At 32.0% G+C, this 20980-nt stretch carries 13 protein-coding genes and 1 tRNA gene; 5 read left to right on the forward strand and 9 right to left on the reverse strand.

What is annotated here, in order from left to right:
* Positions 1 to 67 precede the first annotated feature (67 nt).
* Positions 68 to 141 (forward strand) — tRNA-Arg (locus N5D90_RS09970).
* Between the two features lie 41 nt (positions 142 to 182).
* Here N5D90_RS09970 and N5D90_RS09975 read toward each other — a convergent pair.
* The 3 genes from N5D90_RS09975 to hisS form a co-directional block, all read right to left on the reverse strand.
* Positions 183 to 626, reverse strand: a complete 444-nt coding sequence (locus tag N5D90_RS09975) for a hypothetical protein (RefSeq protein WP_260392379.1) — start codon at positions 624 to 626, stop codon at positions 183 to 185.
* 93 nt (positions 627 to 719) lie between these two features.
* On the reverse strand, positions 720 to 1640 hold the full coding sequence (locus N5D90_RS09980) for a PfkB family carbohydrate kinase (protein WP_114998038.1): 921 nt from the start codon (positions 1638 to 1640) through the stop codon (positions 720 to 722).
* A gap of 138 nt (positions 1641 to 1778) precedes the next feature.
* Entirely contained in the window at positions 1779 to 3149 is a 1371-nt protein-coding gene (gene hisS / locus N5D90_RS09985; protein WP_114998041.1) for a histidine--tRNA ligase, read from the reverse strand.
* Between the two features lie 162 nt (positions 3150 to 3311).
* Here hisS and recF point away from each other — a divergent pair, with 162 nt between their 5' ends.
* Genes recF through N5D90_RS10000 form a run of 3 tightly spaced genes read left to right on the forward strand, consistent with a single transcriptional unit; the run spans position 3312 to position 5653 of the window.
* A complete protein-coding gene (gene recF / locus N5D90_RS09990; protein ID WP_280062353.1) occupies positions 3312 to 4391 on the forward strand; it encodes a DNA replication/repair protein RecF in 1080 nt (359 codons plus the stop codon).
* On the forward strand, positions 4388 to 4690 hold the full coding sequence (locus tag N5D90_RS09995; RefSeq protein WP_180905351.1) for a DUF721 domain-containing protein: 303 nt from the start codon (positions 4388 to 4390) through the stop codon (positions 4688 to 4690). The genes recF and N5D90_RS09995 overlap by 4 nt, the downstream gene beginning before the upstream one ends.
* Positions 4691 to 5653, forward strand: coding sequence for a YheT family hydrolase (locus N5D90_RS10000; RefSeq protein ID WP_280062354.1), 963 nt, complete (start codon positions 4691 to 4693; stop codon positions 5651 to 5653).
* Between the two features lie 62 nt (positions 5654 to 5715).
* On the opposite strand, the gene N5D90_RS10005 is transcribed toward N5D90_RS10000, so the two are convergent.
* The 6 genes from N5D90_RS10005 to N5D90_RS10030 form a co-directional block, all read right to left on the reverse strand.
* A complete protein-coding gene (locus N5D90_RS10005; protein ID WP_280062355.1) occupies positions 5716 to 7260 on the reverse strand; it encodes a RagB/SusD family nutrient uptake outer membrane protein in 1545 nt (514 codons plus the stop codon).
* A gap of 41 nt (positions 7261 to 7301) precedes the next feature.
* A complete protein-coding gene (locus tag N5D90_RS10010) occupies positions 7302 to 10328 on the reverse strand; it encodes a SusC/RagA family TonB-linked outer membrane protein (RefSeq protein ID WP_280062356.1) in 3027 nt (1008 codons plus the stop codon).
* 310 nt (positions 10329 to 10638) lie between these two features.
* Positions 10639 to 12126: a RagB/SusD family nutrient uptake outer membrane protein gene (locus N5D90_RS10015; protein ID WP_280062357.1), complete on the reverse strand. Its 1488-nt coding sequence runs from the start codon at positions 12124 to 12126 to the stop codon at positions 10639 to 10641.
* Between the two features lie 13 nt (positions 12127 to 12139).
* The gene (locus N5D90_RS10020; RefSeq protein ID WP_280062358.1) at positions 12140 to 15148 is read right to left on the reverse strand and encodes a SusC/RagA family TonB-linked outer membrane protein; all 3009 of its coding nucleotides are present in this window, start codon (positions 15146 to 15148) and stop codon (positions 12140 to 12142) included.
* Between the two features lie 384 nt (positions 15149 to 15532).
* Positions 15533 to 16921: a DUF5689 domain-containing protein gene (locus tag N5D90_RS10025; protein ID WP_038337143.1), complete on the reverse strand. Its 1389-nt coding sequence runs from the start codon at positions 16919 to 16921 to the stop codon at positions 15533 to 15535.
* A 26-nt stretch (positions 16922 to 16947) separates the two neighbouring features.
* Positions 16948 to 19683: a carboxypeptidase regulatory-like domain-containing protein gene (locus tag N5D90_RS10030; protein ID WP_280062359.1), complete on the reverse strand. Its 2736-nt coding sequence runs from the start codon at positions 19681 to 19683 to the stop codon at positions 16948 to 16950.
* Between the two features lie 91 nt (positions 19684 to 19774).
* On the opposite strand from N5D90_RS10030, the gene N5D90_RS10035 reads away from it, so the two are divergent.
* Positions 19775 to 20980 (forward strand): endonuclease, encoded by a 1206-nt coding sequence (locus N5D90_RS10035; RefSeq protein WP_280050609.1) that lies wholly within the window; start codon positions 19775 to 19777, stop codon positions 20978 to 20980.

Raw genomic sequence — 20980 nt, forward strand, 5'->3', positions numbered from 1 at the left:
TTGCAGATTCAAAAATAGTCTTTATATTTGCAGTCCAAAATAAGAACAATAGTTTCTTATCAGGAATGGCCGAGTGGCGCAACTGAATAGCGCACTTGATTACGGCTCAAGAGGTTACAGGTTTGAATCCTGTCTCGGTCACAAAAGCAAAAGCTCATCAAAATTTGATGAGCTTTTTTATTTTAATACACTTCTGTTTCTTGTGGAATTTCTTCTACTTTTTGAGATTTTTTTGTCATAAAGAATATACAATTCCCAAACCATGTAAACCAAAAAATATAAAATCCGAAATGGAACGTCTTTTTCAATAAACGATGTGAGGTTTCAGTAAAATCGTAATAGCAATAAATTAATCCAATAATTCCCATAAAAAGGAAAATGAGAGGCAATAACAAACGTTTAAAACGTTTCGTTGTTTTCTCATTCCAAATGGATAATACAATAAAAATAACAGCTTGTATGACAAATAATAACAAGGCTGTTTTCCACCACGATTTCAGGATCGTATATTCGTTGTAAATAATTGTGATTCCAACTTTTCCGATAAATGACATTTTCGAAATCATTATTCCAGAAAGTAAAGAGGAAAATGCTAATATGAGAAGATGTATAATTTTGTTTTTCATGATTAAAATTTATTAATTCAATTTACACAAAAATTAATCCATAAAAAAACCTCGAGAAGTTCTCGAGGTTAAATATTTTGATGAATAATTCTCTTATAAATTAATTGAGAAATCCATTAATTTTTTGAATGCTTTCAAGCGTTCAGCTAAACCATCACGTGTTAAATCACCTAATGATTCAGTACCGAATTTTTCACATGTTACAGATGCTAACGCAGATCCATAAACAATTGCACGTTTCATATTATCGAAAGAGAAATCGTTTGTTTTTGCTAAGTATCCAGAGAAACCACCTGCAAATGTATCTCCTGCTCCTGTTGGATCGAAAACATCTTCTAATGGTAAAGCTGGTGCAAAGAAAACTTGTTCTTCTTGGAATAATAAAGCTCCGTGTTCACCTTTTTTGATGATAACAGTTTTTGGTCCGAATGTCATAATTTTTTTAGCCGCTTTCACTAAACTATATTCACCTGACATTTGACGCGCTTCTTCGTCATTAATAGAAATTACATCAACATCTTTGATCACATCCATCAACTCGTTCCAAGCACAATCCATCCAAAAGTTCATTGTATCTAAAACAACCAAACCTGGACGCTTTTCTAATTGTGTCAACACTCCTTTTTGTACCAATGGATGTAAGTTTCCTAACATCAAAACGTCTGGAGATTTGCGATCTTGAGGAACAACTGGATTGAAAGTTTCTAAAACATTCAATTCTGTTGCTAACGTATCACGTGTGTTCAAATCGTTGTGGTATTTACCTTCCCAAAAGAATGTTTTTCCTTCTTTTACGATTTCTAAACCATCTAAATTAATTCCTTTTGAAATTAATAAATCGATGTATTCTTGTGGAAAATCTCCACCAACAACTGAAACGATTGCTGTATCCACGCCCAATAAAGAAGACGCCATACCGATATATGTAGCGGCACCACCTAAGATTTTATCTGTTTTCCCAAAAGGAGATTCTAATTTATCAAAGGCAACTGTACCAACTGTTAATAAACTCATTTTATATTCTTGATTAAATAGTTTGCAAATATATTGAATAGATTTGAATTAAGGCATAATGCCTATTTATTATTTTGTATCTAAACCTTATTTAACTTGTTATATATTAAACAAATACAATTAGATTCTTTCCAAAATCTATAACGCATTAGCCAAATCAGCAAAAGCAACTTCAGTTTGTTCTCCCGAAATCATATCTTTTACAGTCGCTTTTTGCTCTGCAATTTCTTTCTCACCCAAAAGAATTACTTTCTTAATTCCTTTTTTATCAGCATATCCCATTTGTTTTTTCATTTTTGAATCATCAGGATAAACCTCTGTATTAATTCCGCTTAGGCGTAATTGTTTCACCAATTTCATTGCTTCAGTAGCTTCTTTCGTTCCGAAATTAATGAACAACGCTTGAATATTTGTTGAATCTTCTAAAGCTGGGAATAAATTATTTTCTTCTAAAACTAAATACGTACGATCTAATCCAAAAGAAATTCCAACACCAGAAATATCTTTCAATCCGAAAATTCCTGTCAAATCATCGTAGCGACCTCCACCCCCAATAGATGAAGAGAATTCTCCGATTTTCGCTTTCACTTCGAAAATAGCTCCTGTATAATAATCTAAACCACGCGCTAAAGTTAAGTTTAATACTAATTCAGCAGATTGTAAACCAATAGTTGTTGTATTTTCAAAAACAAATTCTAATTCTTCAATTCCTTTTAATCCAGTTTCCGAAGATTTTAAAATTTCTTTTAATTGAGCAAATTGTGTTTTACAATCTCCATTCATTGAGAATAAAGGTGATAAAATTTCAATCGCAGAATCAGAAATTCCTTTTCCACGCATTTCTTCTTTCACCGCTTCTTCACCAATTTTATCCAACTTATCTAAAGCCACAGTAAAATCAATCAATTGAGCCGAAATATCTGCTACTTCTGCCAAACCTGATAAAATTTTACGGTTGTTAATATGAATTTCAACAGGCGTTTTTAATTCTGTAAAAACTGAATCATATAATTGTATAAAATCAACTTCTTGTAATAACGAATCCGAACCTACAACATCCGCATCACATTGAAAAAACTCACGGAAACGACCTTTTTGAGGACGATCGGCACGCCAAACTGGTTGAATTTGGTAACGTTTGAAAGGAAATGTAATTTCATTCTGATGTTGTACCACATAACGCGCAAAAGGCACGGTTAAATCATAACGCAACGCTTTTTCAGAGATTTGCGCAATTACTTTTTGACTATTTCTATCTGTTAACAATTGCTCATCAACTTTTGCTAAATAATCTCCAGAATTCAAAATCTTGAAAATTAATCGATCTCCTTCTTCTCCGTATTTACCTGTTAAAGTTGATAAATTTTCGAATGATGGAGTTTCGATTGGAGAGAATCCGAATAACACGAATTGTTTTTTAATCGTGTTGATAATATATTGACGACGATTCACTTCTAAAGGCGAGAAATCTCTTGTCCCTTTTGGAATCGATGGTTTTTGAATTGCCATTTTTCTAAATCTTTCTTTTAAAGATGCAAAAATACATCATTTTGATTTTTAACTCGACATTTTGTTTCAAAATCATTGTTTTAGGATTGAAAATCATTATAAAAAATCATAAATCAAACTTCTTCAAACGTAAATCTTAATTAATATCGTAATTTTGCTTTTATGTATTTGAAAGAACTTAAAGCGCGACAATTCAAGAATTTTGATGAAAATAATTTCGAATTTTCACCAAAAATTAATGCATTTGTAGGACAAAATGGAAAGGGCAAAACCAATGTTTTGGACGCTATTCACTATTTGGCTTTAAGTAAATCGTATCTGAATCATTCGGATGCGATGAATATTCAATTCGATTGCGATTTTTTTACCTTAGAAGGAACTTTTGATCGAAACGAATCTGATGATGTGATTTTTTGCTTGGTTCGTTCTGGTCAGCCCAAACAACTAAAACGAAATTCGAAATCGTATGATCGTATTTCTGATCACATTGGGCAATATCCTCTGGTGATGATTTCGCCTTATGACAACGATTTAATCAAAGAAGGAAGCGAAGTTCGACGCAAATTTTTGGACAATATTATTTCGCAGTCGAATAAGCAATATTTAGCTGATTTGATGCGATACAATAAAGTTTTAGTCCAACGAAATGCGTTACTAAAATACTTTGCTGCAAATAATACATTTGATTCAACTTCTTTGGAAATTTATGATGAAGAATTAATTCATTTAGGAAAAAAAATATATGAAGTTAGAAAAGAATTTATTCAAACTTTTTTGGATGCTTTCCTAAAATATTACAATGAAATTTCGGAAGGTCGAGAAAAAGTGAACATCGAATATGTTTCTCAGCTTAATGACGCACCTTTTGAAACGGTTCTGAAAGAAGCTTTATACAAAGATCGTTCGGCACAATACTCGACTGTTGGAATTCATAAAGATGATTTATTGTTTACGATTACCAATTATCCAATCAAGAAATTTGGTTCGCAAGGTCAACAAAAATCGTACTTAATTGCTTTGAAATTAGCACAATTAGAAGTTATCAAATCATCCTTAAATATTACTCCTTTATTATTATTAGACGATATTTTTGATAAATTGGACGAACATCGTGTAACACAATTGATTAAATTAGTGAACGAAGAACGATTTGGTCAAATTTTTATCACCGATACACATCCCGAAAGAACAGAGCAAATCATTAAACAAATTAATTCTGAAAGTAAAGTTTTCCGTTTATGAAAAAGTACGAAAAAAGAAGTAATCAGCAAACGCTTGGTCAAGCTTTGGAGCATTTTATTAAACAAAGTGGAAAGGAAGAATTGATTTGGGAAGTGAAAGCAGAAGAGGCTTGGCAAACGGTGATGGGAAAGTTTTTCGAGAAATATACGGACCGAGTTGAAGTAAGACAAAGAGTTTTGTATGTAAAAATTAATTCTCCTGCCATGCGACAAGAATTATTGATGGGAAAATCGAAGATTTTAGCTAATATAAATGAAGAAATTAAAAAGGATTTTTTAGTTGACGTAAAAATATTTTAAATGCCTTACATCGAACATTCTACTTACCTTACACCTAATTTCATCAACAGAAATGCACATCTTTCTACCATTTTTCCGGCGAAATTCAAGAAATACCCTGTTCCAGATTACACAAGAGAAAAAATGGAAACCGATGATGGTGATTTTCTGAATTTGGATTGGCGATTTCAAAATAATAAAGACAAATTAGTTATACTTTTTCACGGATTAGAAGGCGATTCGAAACGAACGTATCTTAATTCGTGTTCAGATTATTTTTATGATAAAGGATTTAATATTCTAGCTTGGAATCATCGTTCTTGTGGAGGCGAAATGAACAAAACTTGCAGACTTTATCATCATGGTTCGATTGACGATGTACACAGAGTTGTAGAAAAAGCGTTGAAAGAAAATTATCAAGAAATTTCTTTGATTGGTTACTCGATGGGCGGCGCATTAATTTTGAATTATCTTGGAAGTTATGAAGTTTCGAACAAGATAAAATCTGCTGTAGTTTTTTCTGCACCAATTTCTTTAAAATCAAGTTCAGATACTTTAAAAAAGTTTCCAAATACAGTCTATTTTAAAAATTTTAAGCGAACACTTGTTCCAAAATTTAAAGCAAAAGCTAAACAATTCCCTGGAAAGTTAAATGAGGAAATGATTGATAAAATCAAAACTTTTGATGAAATTGATGCTTATTTTACTGCGCCAATGCATGGTTATAGCAGTAAAGAAGATTATTACCACAAAGCTTCTCCTGCAACTGTTTTGGACCATATAAAAACACCCTGTTTGATTGTTAACGCTGCTAATGATCCTTTTTTAGGGGATGATTGTTATCCTATCGAACGTTTTAAAAACCATAAATTCTGCACATTTGAAATGCCAAAATATGGTGGACATTGTGGTTTTCCTCTTAAAAATAATAAACATTCTTGGGCAGAGATAAGAGCTTGGGAGTTTATAGAAAATATTAAATAAATAATAAAAAACCCTCGAAGCAAGCTTCGAGGGTTTTTGTCTATTATAAGAAATTTTTCTTATTATTCGTAACCTGGATTTTGTTTCATATTCTTATTTCCTGAAAATTCTGATACTGGAATTGGAAAAGTATACTTATAACTTCCATTGTCTAAGTTTTGAACTGTCTCATTTGCTAGAACAGCATCTCTAACATTTCTATCCATTGTAACGCCAGCTTTTACCGCTAATCTCTTAAGGTCTGTATAACGTTGTCCTTCTAAAGCTAATTCTACTCTTCGTTCTTTCAATATATCTGCATATGCTACTTGAGAAGATGTATAAGCAGGTGTACTAGCTGTTCCTTTGTAATTTCTTGCTACTCTTATTTTTTGAATTAAAGCAGAAGCTTCAGATAATTTATTTTCTTCTACTGCTACTTCAGCTAAAATGAAATACATTTCTGATAATCTAAAAACTTTAACATCATTACGAGTAGCCGCACTTGTTTTTCCAGGATATTTATCAATAACAAGTTGATCTGTATTTCTTGGATTAACACTTGTTAAATAATTAGGATCTATTTTAGACGTTGGGTCTACATATGCATAACGGCGTACATCACCATCTGTATTATAAAAAATATTAAATAAGTTTCTTCCCCAAAACCACATAGGACTACCTGTTACACTTGATTGATTAGTATTAAAATAATAGCCAATATTATAACCTATTCCTGTTGCTGTTCTATTTAAAGAAAATATAACTTCACCTCTTGATGAATCATCCCAAATCTTTCTGTAAGGATTAAACGAATTAGAAGTTGCATAAAAAGCAGTATTCCAAGCAGCAGAACCAATTTCATCTGTTGATCCTGTAGGTTTAATTGGTGTAGCTTGAGTTAATTCTAGTCCAGATTCGTTTAATACCTTTTCTGCATATTTTTTTGCTTCACTATAATTTCCTTTGTACAAATTAAGTCTTGCATAAATTGCATTTACTACATTAATATCCGCTCTATATTGGTCAGAACCTTTAGTTAAAATACTACTTGCATAAGCTAAGTCACTTTCAATAACATTATAAACTTCTTTATTTGAGCTTCTAGGAATTGCATCTGAAGTTAATGGAATATCCGGCGTAATGATAACACCTAAACCACCTTCATCTTTCATATCAGGAGCAAAGTATTTTTCAAGCTCTAGATAAGTATATGCTCTAACAACCCTAGCTTGTGCTAAAACATTATTGTATTTAGCCTTTTCAGCGTCAGTTTTAGGAGTTATTTTTTTTGCTCCCTCAATTAAACGATTTACTCTGTTAATAGTTCTATAATAACCATACCATATGTCTGTTATGTAATCATTACTCCCATCAATAAAATGCCTATACAAACCTTGTTCTTGCCCTCCATTTTGAGAACCAATTTTTACTTCATCACTTAAGACAGAAGATATGTATATTGAATAAGTTGGATCTAATGATGCATATACAGATCCATTTAAATAACCTTCTAGTGTTGAAACACTTGTAAATAAAGCATCGTTGTTTAATTCTCCTGGTTGCACAATATCTAAAGCGTCTTGACAACTATTAAATGTCATCATTCCTGCAAGAACAGAAGTCAAAAATACTCCTTTAATTATTATTTTTTTCATTTCTTTTACAATTAAAATTCAACATTAAATCCTAAAGATATAGATCTTGGATTTGGATATACACCTAAAGAATAACTTTGAATCGGTTCTGGATCATATCCTTTCCAATCAGTCCAAGTAACTATATTCTCCGCGCTAACAAATACTCTCATATTTTTCACAGGAAGTGATTGTAACTGTTTTTTCGTAAAATTATATCCAACTGATACATTTTTCAATCTCAAAAAGTCAGTTTTATATAAGAAACGATCTGATGAACCTTCAAGACCAATATTTGTAGCTGTAACTGCTGGAATGTTTGAATTTGGGTTCGTTGTTGACCATCCTTTTAAAATATCAGCTGAACCATTATAAGCAGCAGCAGTAGATGGATCCATTAACCAACTATAAAAATTATCATACGACCATCCTCCTGTTTGGAAAGAGAATAGTGTTGCAGCATAGAACCCTTTGTAATCAATATTAAATCCAAATCCACCTTGGACTGGTGCATAGTATGATTTACCTGTTAACTGTCTATCTGCAGAAGTTGGAGCTTCTGTAATATTACCATCTTTATCTAAGAATTGTTGTTCTCCAGTTTTTGGATTAACACCGACATATTTATATAAATGCCATTGATAAGCAATATCTCCTACTGCATTAACAACATCCCCTGATAAATCTTCTGTTCCTAAAGACTCAATTCTATTTTTGTTGTATGCATAATTTGCGAATACATCAAATTTAAAATCATCTTTATTCACTATATTGAATTTCAAACCAGCTTCTATACCTCTGTTTGACATTTCTCCATTATTACCTCTCAAAGTTGGTACCCCATTTGTAGCTGAAAGTGCTATAAAATCAAACATACGTTCAGTACGTTTGTCATATACATCAATTGTTCCATCTACAAGTCCATTAAAAATACTAAAATCTAAACCAATATTCGCTTGAATAGATTTCTCCCATTTTAAGTCATTATTTTCAATTTGAAGAAGAGTATATCCTGGTAGATTCATATAACCAGTAGTAGTAGTATTAAGCGTCTTATATAAGTTTGCTCCTCCAAATAAAGGGTTTAAATTATCTACTGTTCTAATTAAGTTTTGGTTACCAGTTGTACCATAAGATGCTCGAAGTTTTAACATACGAACTGAAGAACCTCTTAAAAACTCCTCTTGATCAATGTTCCAACGACCTGCTACAGACCAAAATGTTTCCCATCTATTTGCCTTATAAAATCTATAAGAACCGTCTCGTCTTACAACACCACTCAAACCATATTTACCAGCATAATCATAGTCTAATGTTCCAAAATAAGCCAATGTTCCAGCATTCAGTTTATCTGCTGTTACAATTCTTTGATAAATATTTGGAGTTGCAGGATTAAAAGGAACATATCCTTTACCTGAACCAAAAGAATAAGTTAAAGGATCTAATCCATTTACACGTTGATAAGAAGTTTGATAATGTGCTTTTAAATAATCTAAGTATCCTGCAATTGTTAATGAGTGATCACCAAACTGTTTATCAAAAGTAATATTAGATACTGAACTGAATGTAAAATCATTAGTGTTTGTAAAATCTTCAAACCCTCCATATTGAGCACCTTGACTTGCGGCAACATTTACTGATAAATATCCATTTGGAGTACGAGCAAAAACTCTTTGATTATACTTATAATCAATACCCGTTTTATTCCCAACTGATAACCAGTCTGTTAATTTATAATTACCACTTACATTAGCTAAGATACTTGTTTCTGTAAATCTATTTTTTACACCTCCATTAATAATATCATAAAGAATCCATGCAGATCTACCACTAGTATTACTTCCTATTTGATTATACATATCTCTACCATCAGCAAATCTGTATGGAGCTAAAGATGCAGGGCTTAAAAGTGTTCCAAATAATGGGTTTTGTACAACATTATTATTAACACCTGTATTTGTTTCTTGATCTAATTGATTTCTTTTAGAATAACCTAATGCCAATTGAGAAGTATAAGTAAACCTTCCATTTGATGATTTACCATTAATATTATTTCTAAAAGTAAAACGTTTAAAATCTGTTGATTTAACATTACCTGCTGCTTCTAAATATCCAGCAGAAGAATAAACTGTTACATTTTCTCCTCCAAATTTCAAACCAACATTATGCTGTTGAGCTGCAGCTATTTTCAAAAATTCCTTTTCCCAATTTGTATTTGTTGTATAATTAGCAATCTGCTCATCTGTCATTGATGCGCCAGCTCCCAATCCAATCATCTTATGAATTGTTAATAATTCTTTTGCACTCGCTAAATTATAATCAGTTTTAGGAATTAAACTAAATGATGTTAAAGCATCATAATTAACCGCTAAACCAGAATTATATCTACCTGTTTTAGTAGTAATTACAACAACTCCATTTGCACCTCTATTTCCGTAAATAGCCGTTCCTTGTGCATCTCTTAATACAGAAACTGTCTCAATATCATTTGCATTTAAATTTCTAAATTGAGATCCTGAAGAAATTAATCCATCTATAACATATAAAGGATCTGTACTTGCATTTAATGATGACAATCCACGGATACGTACATTAATTTTACCTGACCCTGGAGAACCAGAAGCTGAGTTTATTGATATACCCGGAGCTGAACCTTGTAAAGAATTCAAGAATGTAGCATTAGGTCTATTTGCTAAAACTTCAGATGAAACTGTTGTAGAAGCAGCCATTGATTTAGGTTTCGTAGACGTCAATCCATAACCTAATACTACTACCTCTTTTAAATCTGCATCTTCGGCATATTTTAAAGCTCCTAAATTAGTAGAAGTTACTTTAAATTCTTTTCCATTGATAATTAAAGTATCACCAACTTTAGCATCAATGTTAAAATTTCCATTTTCGTCAGTATACGCAACTTTATCTGTACCTTTTACAGTAACCTCAACGTCTGACTCTGGGAAATTGTTACCATCGTTAACTACACCCGTTACTTGAGCAAAAGCAACTGTTCCTAATCCTAGGAAAGCTAGTAAGCCCAAAGATGTTAATCTTCTCCTCATAGTTTTATATTTTATAACATTTTGGACAAAACTCTAACTTTTTTTTAAGATTTCCAAAAAGTTATCTATATTTTTTTATTTATCAACATCTTAAAAAAATAGCTGTACATTATTACATTTATTACTAAAATATAATATTAACATCTATAAAACTGATAATTTCAATAAAATAATTATAAATCTACCTATTATAGATATTGCTTATCCATATTAATAAATTAAAAATAAAAGTTAAAATTTTACAATAAAAAAAAGAGACTACCGAAAACGGCAGCCTCTCTTTTTGCTAAAAAGCTATAAAAACTTATAATTAGTACCCAGGAGTCTGAGTCATATTTTTATTTTTATTTAAAACAGTTTGCGGAATTGGTAATTGCCACTCTTTTGCTCCTACTTTCAATGTTTGAACTGATGAAGGAACTCCAGATCCATCTGCTAAATACCCATTACCACTACGTTGAATACCACTTGTGTAAACAGAAGAAATACCAGTAACTCCTTGTAAACGTTTTAATGTAAACCAACGATCTCCGTTTTCAAAAGCTAATTCTTTACGACGCTCTAATTGAATTGCATCAAAAATTGCAGTTCCAGTTTCTCCTCCAGTATAAGTAGAGTAACGTACATCTCTTAATTTATTTAGTGTAATCAAAGCAGCACCTAGATCTCCTGATAAATATTGAGCTTCTGCTAAATTAAGAATTGCTTCTTCTACACGTAAGTAACGTCCGTTATTCAATCCTAATTTTACTTTACCATTGATATATTTATTAACTGCGATAACAGCTTGACTATCGTGGTTACTAGGGTTGAAAATTTTGAAATACGCATTTATACGCTCAGATTCTGTTTTTTGATTATACAAAGCATAGAAATCTTTATCTACTGCATATTCAATTACAATATTTTCGTTCGTTGCCCCTTGGCTATAGTTTGTACCAATTGTCGGATCGCTTGAATTGATAAATGCAATTTCAAATAATACACCATCACTATTTTTAGAAGTCCATAATCCAGCTAATTGTTCTTGTGATGCTGGAGCAACTGCATCTACAGCAGGTTGAGAAAATTCGATCGATTTTTTATAATCTCCTTTATATAAATATACTTTTCCTAATAAAGCTTGTGCTGCAGATTTCCCCATAACAGAACTTTCTGAAGAAGCTTCTAAATTTGGAATCGCATCTTCTAAATCAGCAATAATTTTATCATAAGATTCAGCAATTGTTGCATCACGTTTTGGAGCTGCCTGAGGATCATATTTATCTACATAAGCAATACCTACAGTAGATGCAGCATTTGCAGCTTGAGTTGGAATCTCAGCATATGTACGAGCCACCTCGAAATGGGCTAATGCACGAAGCGCTTTTGCTTGCGCAATTACATTATTTTTGAAATCACCGTCTTGTAAATTATCAACATTAGACAAGATCATATTAGCTCTTGAGATAATATTATAAGAAGTTGAGTAAATATCTGTAGGAACAGAATTCGAATTATATGACCAAGTATGTGCTCTTTGACCTGCACGACGTCCGTTAGGATCTAGAATTAAGTTGTCTGCCATGATATCTCCAACAGAAACTAAATCGCTAGCATTACTCAAACCAGCATAATAACCTGATTGCGCGAAACCTTTATAAACCCCATTTAACGCGTTTGTAAAATCAGCTTCTGTTTTAAAGTAATCGCCAACTTCGATCGCATCATATGGTTTTTGATTGATATCGTCATCACTACAAGATGTAAAACTTAATGCACAAGCTAACAACGATAAGACTAAAATATTTTTTTTCATTTTGTTACAATTTTTAGAATGACACATTAAATCCGATAGAATATGAACGAACTAATGGGTAAGAGAATGCGGTAAAAGAGTTTGACACATATCCTGACGAACCTACTGCACTACTTTCACTTGTTCCTGTTCCTGCAATTGGATTCCCATGGTAATTTGTCCATAATGCTAAGTTTTGAACTTGAGCAAACATTCTTAAGTTTTTGATAAACGTTCCTTTTACTAAATCTGTAAAGTTGTATCCTAATGACAAACTACGGAATGCGATGTAATCAGATTTTTCTAAATATTTTGTAGAATATTCTGGCCCTGTTGTATTTGGTAGAGCGAATGACGCATTATCACCAGCTTGCTTCCAATAATCAGCAGCTTCAACAACATGGTTATCTAAAGATGTCGGATCTGTTAAATAAGCATATGTATTGTTGTACATGTATCCTCCTGCAGAATAAGTAAAGTCAGCGTTGATATCAAATCCATAGAATTTAGCATTCAAACCAAAACCACCCATTAAAGTTGGGAGAGAAGATTTGTTTGTTGCGACTGCATCTCCACCATCATAAACGTCAGTTATATTTCCATCTCTGTCCAAGTATAAATCTTTACCTGTATTTGTATCAACACCTGCATAACGAACCATATAGAATTGATAAGGTTTCCCTCCTTCTACGTGAATCATGCTTTCGTATGAATCTGGCATTATTAAATTATCTCCATCTGCTAATTGATTTACTTTATACTTTAAGCTGGTTACGTTACCATATAGAGATAAATCGAAGTTTTTAGAACGAATCACATCATAGTTTAATTCTAATTCAAAACCTTCTGTTTTAATTTCTCCTGCATTAATAGTTGTAGTATATCCTCCAGCCTCTAAAGGTAATTGTTTGTTAAATAAGAAATCAGATCTCAAATCGTGGAAATATGCCATAGCACCAGTTAAACGATTTCCAAAGAAGCCAAAATCCAACCCAATGTTAAATTTCTTATTTGCTTCCCAAGTAGCATTGTTATCTGCTAAAACTGTTATAGGAAAACTTGCTGGATTACCATTATATGTATTTAAAATATTCATCAGATTCATATTTGCATAAGCAGCTAAACCTGAATCATCTCCTACTTCCCCATACGAAGCTTTAAGTGTTAAATTATTGACAGCTTTAGAATCTCTTAAGAATCCTTCTTTTGCTATATTCCATCCTAGAGACACTCCCCAGAATGTTCCATATTTATTATCAACACCTGCTAAAGAAGTTCCGTCACGACGAATATATGCATCAACAAAATATTTATTTGCAAAATCATAAGAAGCCGCTCCTAAATATCCAAACTTAGAAATTCTCCATCTGTTTGTTTTTGAATCTTGTTCAATTAAAGTAGCTAACCCTTGTGTTTGTAAATAATCATTAGGGAAACCAATTCCGTACATTGTCATAGAATATAAACTTTGATTGATATATTCTGATGCTGCTGTTACACGTAGATGATGTTTACCTGCAAAAGTATTTTCGTAAGAAACCTCATTACGCCAGTTGTAATCAAAACGGTCTGTACTTCTATCTGTTTTAGAACCTCCGTCTCCTAATAATTGAGATAAAACTGAAGATGGTTTTAAGAAGTTTTCGTACTGTGTACGATTATAAGTAGCACCTAAAGTTGTACGAGCTGTTACATTTTTAGCAAGATCTGCTTCAACGAAACCAGTTCCATAAATACGTAAATATCTTGTTTGAGCATCCGTTTTTTCCATTTCATCTGCAACAGGATATCCCATATAGTTCGCATTAGGATTGTAAACTTTATTTCCATCTGCATCTAAAACTACATTTCCATTCGCGTCCATTGAATAAAAAGTCTCGTAAGGACGATTTAACAATGTATTATAAAATGGAGATTGTGCATTAACACGATCACGTGGAGAATCTAACGTGGTATAAGACCCGTTTAAATTAATTCCGTAACGTAACCAATCTTTTACTTTGGTTGTATTATTGAAAGTAGCTGTAATTCTTTCCATACCATTATAATATCGAACAGCTCCTTCATTTTTATCATAACCTACAGAAAAATTATTTGATGTATCACCATCATTTTTATTAATCGTAATAAAATGTGATGAAGTAAGTCCATTTTTGTATAGATCATCAGACCATTTATGGTTATTTTTTGATAAAGTTGCAATCTCTTCAGATGTACGAGCTTGCCCTAAACCTAAATTACCAATAGTACTTAAACCATTTTGATAATTTAACAATTGCTCGGCATTCATCAAGTTGATATTTGGCAAATCAACCATTTGGTTCACTCCAATACGAGATGAATAACTTACTGTAGCTTCACCTTTTTTCGCTGATTTTGTTTTCATGATGATTACACCATTCGCTCCACGAGAACCAAAGATTGCTAATTGAGAAGCATCTTTTAACACCCTTACTTCTTCAATATCAGCCGGATTAATAGCAACAACATCTGTTGCTGTCATATATGTACCATCAACAACATATAATGGAGATTTTACACCACCATTCAAACCAATTGCACCACGAATTGTAACATTAGCAGTTGCACCAGGAGCTCCACTCATCGCTTGAGATGATAGACCTGCAACTTTACCTCCTAACATTTGGTCAATAGATACAGATGGATTCATCTGTTCTAAATCTTTTGCTTTTACAGTTGTAACACCTGATTTAGATGGAGCGTTGAAAATAGATTTCACAACAACTTCACTTAAATCAACCGTAGAACTTGTAGCAGCAGCGTACTTTAATGTACCTAAAGCGTTACTTGTAACACTAAATTCCTTTCCATTAACAACTAAAATATCTCCAATTTTAGCATCAATGTCAAATTTTCCGTCTTGGTCAGTATAGACAACTTTGTATGTACCTTTTACAGATACTTCTACATCCGCTTCCGGAAAATTATCTGCATCATTTACAACACCTGTTACTTGAGCAAATGCAGCCGTTCCTAAACCTAAGAAAGCTAACAAACTCAAAGATGTGATTCTTCTCCTCATAGTCTTATTTTTATAAAATAGGGGAACAAATCTGAACATTATTTTTTAGAGAAAAAAGCAAAATGATATATAATTAACATTTTATCCAAATAAGACATAAATTGCTTTTTTTTATCAATTATCCATTATTAAATACTTATTAAATGATTAATAAATCTTTTTTTAACTTTTTTTAATAAAATTAAAATCGATTTTATGTTAATATTTTTTGAATTAAATAAAATCAATACTCATTAACAGATAATTTTTATTTGAATTTTATACATTTCAGAATGTGAAATCACGTTAAAAAATGAAGAATATTTAGGAGTTTATTAACCTAATAAAAACAAAAAAAGGCAACCAATTGGTTGCCTTAATTATTATAATATTTAAACTGATTAATTAGTCAATTTTGATATTATCGATAACTAAATCATAAGCTTCATCTTTTCCTACTTTTAGTGCAAAAATATTTTCACCAGCAGTTTTTTGAATATCTACTCCTTCAATATTTAGAGTAACAAGAACCCATTCGCCTTTAGTATCAATTTTACCTGTATATTGATTTGCATCAATTGGTGATAAAGATACATTTGCATTCGATAAATCTCCTACATTATATACTACGTATTTTTTATCAGATTTATACACATTTAGTGACAATGATTTCCCAGATGTTCCTTTTACATAAAATGTAATTTTCTTTGGAGTTGCAGGAATTGTATTATTTACAATAGTTGTAAATACGTAATCATTAGCTTTTGGTGTTCCTTTTAAAAGTAATGCATTTGTGTTATCTCTACCAACACCAACTCCGCTAGTTGCATAGGTATCTTTCACTAAGCCAAAAGAGTTAATAGAAGATAAAAAGTCAGCCCAAACATTGAAATCAGAACCTTTGAACAATAAATTAGTTGCTTCTGTATTATTTCCTCCACCTGGATTTTGGCCTCCACCTACATCAAAACGAGGTTGATCGAATTTTACATCTTTTGTATCGCGGATATAAACTTGGTAAGTTGAATTGTAAATACTAACAACTACAGTAATCTCTCCACTACCTTTAGGTAATTCTTCATTGTACCATTTAGCATATCCAGAATTACGTAAGTCAACTGTTTTACCTGTTTTATCTACTAATACACGATTAACAGTTGTAGCTTCCACTCCATAAGTTTTATCTGTATCTGGAGATTGAAACTGAATATTTTTTATTGTTACCAATGTATTCAAATTCCCAGCATTTAAAGCTTCCGACAAACTATTAAATACTTTTGGAGTAATTGTTTTTACAGGGTCACATGTTTTGATCATATATTTCTTCATATTTATAGAAGGTATACGACCAACTGCATATTGCGGGTCAACAGATCCTATTTTCATAATTCCTCTATCTTTCGCTACAACTAAACCTTTCAATCTAATTTGGATTCTCGCTCCTAAAGGATAGCTTGTGTATAGATTAGATCCATCAATTTCAATCTGAATACCTGATGTTGGGTTTTCTACTTTATCTTGTAATGAAATTGTTTTATAAAAATTTCCTGTTTCGTCACTTGAAATTACATAAGCGTCCATTACAAGATCCTCTGCTATTGCTCCATTTGAATCAAGTTTTATCTGCCCAGAAGTTACTTTAGTTGTTAAATCAGCTATTGTAATATTTGCTGTTAATTTATCAGCACAATCGATTGGCGGAGTTGCATAATCATCATCTTGTACACAAGATTGAGTTATAAATAAGCCTAAGCTCAAAAGACTTGCTATTGTTAATTTTGATATTGTATTCATTTTAAATTGTATTCGTTGTTAATAAATTAAAATCTGAAATAAATGTTTGCGAAATAAGTTGTTCCCATTCCATAAAACATCTTTGGACCAAATAAAGTTCTATAATTTGTATCAATCGCTTTCTCGTAGTTACCAATTCTTAATTGCTCAAAACCTCCAGTAACGTAGTTTTTATTATTCAACACGTTATTAATAGTTCCTGAAATACCTGCAGAATATTTCCCTATACGAAATGTTTTTCCCATGTTAATATTTAACATGATTTCGTTACTTAACTTTTCTTGTTTTAAAATCTTTTTTAAATCTTCATTGTTTACGTCTAATAATTCTCCTCCTTCAGCCTCACTTTTTGTAAAAAAGTTTACAGTTCTTCTATATGCGGCTGGATCAATATAATTGTTAGCTAATAAGTTTCCTGAAGCTCCAATCCACCAAAATTTAGGATCACGGTATTCTGCACTTAAAGTAAAACCAGACTGAGGTCCACTTCCTACTTTATAGTTTTTAAGATATGCAGTCCCAAAATTTCTATAAGGTAAAGCATCATTACTGTAATCATCTGAATATAAATTATAGTTTGGATTATCTTTATATAAATATTGACCGATAGAAGCTACAGCTGAAAGAGTTAAAACAGGTAAAACCTGAGCTTCAATTGCTAATTCTGTTCCTAAATATTCTTTTCCAACACCTGTCATTACTTCTGAAACGAATACTTGATCATTTGCTCCGTCGATATAACCAAAAGCTTTTTCAATTTCGTCTTTTGTTCTTGTATAAAATGCCGTAGCACGCGCTTTAATACGTGGAGCTCTTAAAATATATGATAAATCACTTGAGAATATTTTTGCACTCTCAACACCATCAACAGTTACATTCGTTACACGAGCATTTGGAAAAATCTCATCAGAAGTTGGTGCTTCTGTTTGATACATAACATTTGCCTGAATAAAATTACGACCATCTAATTTTACTAAGAAATTAGATTTCACTCCAAAATCTAAGAAATCGTAAGTTTTACTTTTTCCATAAGAAGTAGTCTGATAAGATTCGTGCATCCATTTACCTTCACGATAAAACTTAGTCAAAGCAGCTTTCATACCAATTGTTACGTCTAAAAATTTTCCTTTTATTTTAGATTGCATGAATAAATCTGCATAATCACGATTAATTTCATAATTATATCCTTGACGCTGTCCTTTTGTTGGCTGATAGTCAGGATCTAAAATGTTAAATCTAGCATGAGTAAAGTTATCTTTATTCTCAACATATTGTCCACCTAATAAATCTTGTATTTCACGATATAGTTGAGATTTCGTATTTTGATAAGATGCTGCAATTGTTAAATCTATGTTAGGCGCTAACTCTGTCTGAAAATTCGTATAAGCAGTTGCTGTTTTATCTTCGTTAACATCTGCAGTCAACCAATAAACAGATCTCCCAGCATTGTTAATATTAGCTTCATATAAACTTGTCCAATCTATTTGAGAAATTTGGCCACTTCTCCATAATTCAGTTTGATTGTTTATAGCACTTTGACTTGCTCCACTATATGCAAAATAAGATGGTAAATTACGATAGTAAACTGGAGAAGGATTATTTCCTGCAAACCAATCTAAACGAGAACTACTTTCTTTACCAAATTGATAAGAAACTGTTGTTGTTAATTTTGATTTATTGTTAATATTCCAATGATGCGTCAACATATTAATAGGCTCGAATGTTTTCTTTACACGCTCATTACGTTTTTCACCATCTTGCCATCCCCAATAAGAATTGTAATAAATCCCCATCATATCCACAACTTCTTGTGTATTAGGTGAACCTGTAGAACGACGAGTTGGCGCACCAAAACTTGTAAAGTTTAAGGTATGTTTTTCATTAAACTTTTTCTCAACTCCTAAGTAGTAAGCGTATGCATCATAAAAAGTACCTTCTATAATACCTTCTTCTGCCCAACGTCTACTTCCAGAAACCATAAACGCCCAACCATTATCCATCAATCCCGTATTATATGTAGCCATTACACGGTTTCTGTATGAACGATTTGTACTAGAATAAGCCAAACTTACTCCCTTACGCATTGTTGAAGGTCGAGTATCAAAATTTGTAACTCCACCTAAATCACCAAAAGCATAATTAGAAGGTTCAATTCCGTATGTTAACTCATCTGGACGACGAGTTACATCATTCAAACCTCCCCAGTTGTTAAAAGTTGCACGACCATTATCCATTTTGTTCATACGAACTCCATTGAATAATACATCATTATATTTGTTGTCTAAACCTCTTGGTTTAAACCAATACGAACCTAATTCGTACGCAGAAACGCGAGCAAAAACATCGCGTGAAGATTGTAAAAGTCCTGAATTTGAAGCTGTCGAACTTTCATCATCAGATAATTCATCATCTGTTAATGTAATAATTCCAACTTCTGCTGTATTTGGATTAAATGTTAATTTAATATCACCTAAGTCAAGCTCTTTTTGCCCTGCTACTGTGATTTCTTTTTCATATGGGTCATAGCCCACGCCATAAACTTGTAATTTGTACGTTCCATCCGGAATATCTACAAACTGAAAATATCCTATACGATCGGTGATAGCAGCATCGCTTACTGCTCCTCCGTCCAAACGTACAGTGAGGTTATAAACCTCTTCACCTGTAGCAGCATTTTTTGCTACCCCAGTAACCTTTGTTTGCGCCTGCGCCATAGCGACAGTTGCTGCAAAGACTGAAAGACTTAACAATAATTTGTTCATTCAAACGAATTTTTATTTATAAATTAGCTATTTATTTCCTTCATCAGAAAAAATAGGACAACAAATTTAGTAAATTCATAATTAATAACATATGTTTAAAATTAATAAATCTTTAACTTTATTAATAATTTTTAATTTATTCTTAACGTTAAATGTTAAAGCTCAAAGCAAATATTCAAGTGCAACTGTAGCGTTTTACAATGTCGAGAATCTTTTTGACACCATAAAATCAGTTGGATATGTAAATGGAACTTTACCTTTTAATGACAAAAATTACCACATTCAGATTGCAGAATCTGACATTTCGAAGTACGAAACAGAAGAATTCAAACAAAGTTATACGTACGAAAATATAAAAGGAAAGAAAATTATCCGCCCATTAATTCTTCAAGAAGAATTTTTACCAAACGGAAATAAAAGATGGAATACAGAAAAGTATTTCCAGAAAGTCAATAATATTTCAAAAGTTATTAGCGAATTAGGCGCAGATGTTACAGGTTCTGCTCCAGTAATCGTTGGTATTTGTGAGATCGAGACAAGAGAAACTTTAGAAGATTTAGCAAAAAGCTCTGCTTTAAAAAAATACGATTATGGTGTTGTTCATTTCAATTCATTTGATGCACGTGGAGTTGATACAGGTTTATTGTATCAAAAATCTCGTTTCAAAGTAATTGATGCAAGACCTCATCCTATTTTCAATTATGATGCTGAAGGTAAACGAAAATATACACGTGACATTCTACAAGTTACAGGTTTATTAGACGGTGAAGAAATCACTTTTTTAGTGAATCACTGGCCTTCTCGTAGTGGAGGAGAAAAAGTTTCGATGCCAGCTCGTATGGAAGCAGCAAAAGTTATGAAAGGAATTTTTGATGAGTTAAAATCTAAAAATCCAAATGCAAAAGTAATTGCAATGGGTGATTTTAATGATGATCCTATTTCTCCAAGTATTAAAAATACATTTGATCCGGCTGGAGAAATTGCTAAAGTTTCGGATAACGGATATTACGACCCTATGTTACCTTTATACAAAAAAGGTGTTGGTACTTTAGCTTATCGTGATGCTTGGAATCTATTTGATCAATTTATCTCGACTTCATCATTGGTTACAAAAAATAAAGATTATTCAACGTATAAAATCTTCAAAACTGAAATTTATAACAAAGATTATTTAAAAGCTACAGAAGGTGCATATAAAGGATTCCCTAACCGTATGTGGAGTGGCGATACTTATCGTGCAAACGGTTATTCTGACCACTTTCCAGTCTATACAATCTTATTAAAACAAGCAAAATAA

Source organism: Empedobacter sp. GD03797 (assembly GCF_029842105.1).
Taxonomy (GTDB): Bacteria; Bacteroidota; Bacteroidia; order Flavobacteriales; family Weeksellaceae; genus Empedobacter; species Empedobacter falsenii_C.

Excerpts from the sequence above, each read along its gene's own strand:
- N5D90_RS10010 (WP_280062356.1), bottom strand. The coding sequence starts at position 10,328 with ATGAGGAGAAGATTAACATCTTTGGGCTTACTAGCTTTCCTAGGATTA.
- N5D90_RS10025 (WP_038337143.1), bottom strand. The coding sequence starts at position 16,921 with ATGAATACAATATCAAAATTAACAATAGCAAGTCTTTTGAGCTTAGGC.
- recF (WP_280062353.1), top strand. The coding sequence starts at position 3,312 with ATGTATTTGAAAGAACTTAAAGCGCGACAATTCAAGAATTTTGATGAA.
- N5D90_RS10015 (WP_280062357.1), bottom strand. The coding sequence starts at position 12,126 with ATGAAAAAAAATATTTTAGTCTTATCGTTGTTAGCTTGTGCATTAAGT.
- N5D90_RS09975 (WP_260392379.1), bottom strand. The coding sequence starts at position 626 with ATGAAAAACAAAATTATACATCTTCTCATATTAGCATTTTCCTCTTTA.
- N5D90_RS09980 (WP_114998038.1), bottom strand. The coding sequence starts at position 1,640 with ATGAGTTTATTAACAGTTGGTACAGTTGCCTTTGATAAATTAGAATCT.
- hisS (WP_114998041.1), bottom strand. The coding sequence starts at position 3,149 with ATGGCAATTCAAAAACCATCGATTCCAAAAGGGACAAGAGATTTCTCG.
- N5D90_RS10030 (WP_280062359.1), bottom strand. The coding sequence starts at position 19,683 with ATGAACAAATTATTGTTAAGTCTTTCAGTCTTTGCAGCAACTGTCGCT.
- N5D90_RS10020 (WP_280062358.1), bottom strand. The coding sequence starts at position 15,148 with ATGAGGAGAAGAATCACATCTTTGAGTTTGTTAGCTTTCTTAGGTTTA.
- N5D90_RS09995 (WP_180905351.1), top strand. The coding sequence starts at position 4,388 with ATGAAAAAGTACGAAAAAAGAAGTAATCAGCAAACGCTTGGTCAAGCT.
- N5D90_RS10035 (WP_280050609.1), top strand. The coding sequence starts at position 19,775 with ATGTTTAAAATTAATAAATCTTTAACTTTATTAATAATTTTTAATTTA.
- N5D90_RS10000 (WP_280062354.1), top strand. The coding sequence starts at position 4,691 with ATGCCTTACATCGAACATTCTACTTACCTTACACCTAATTTCATCAAC.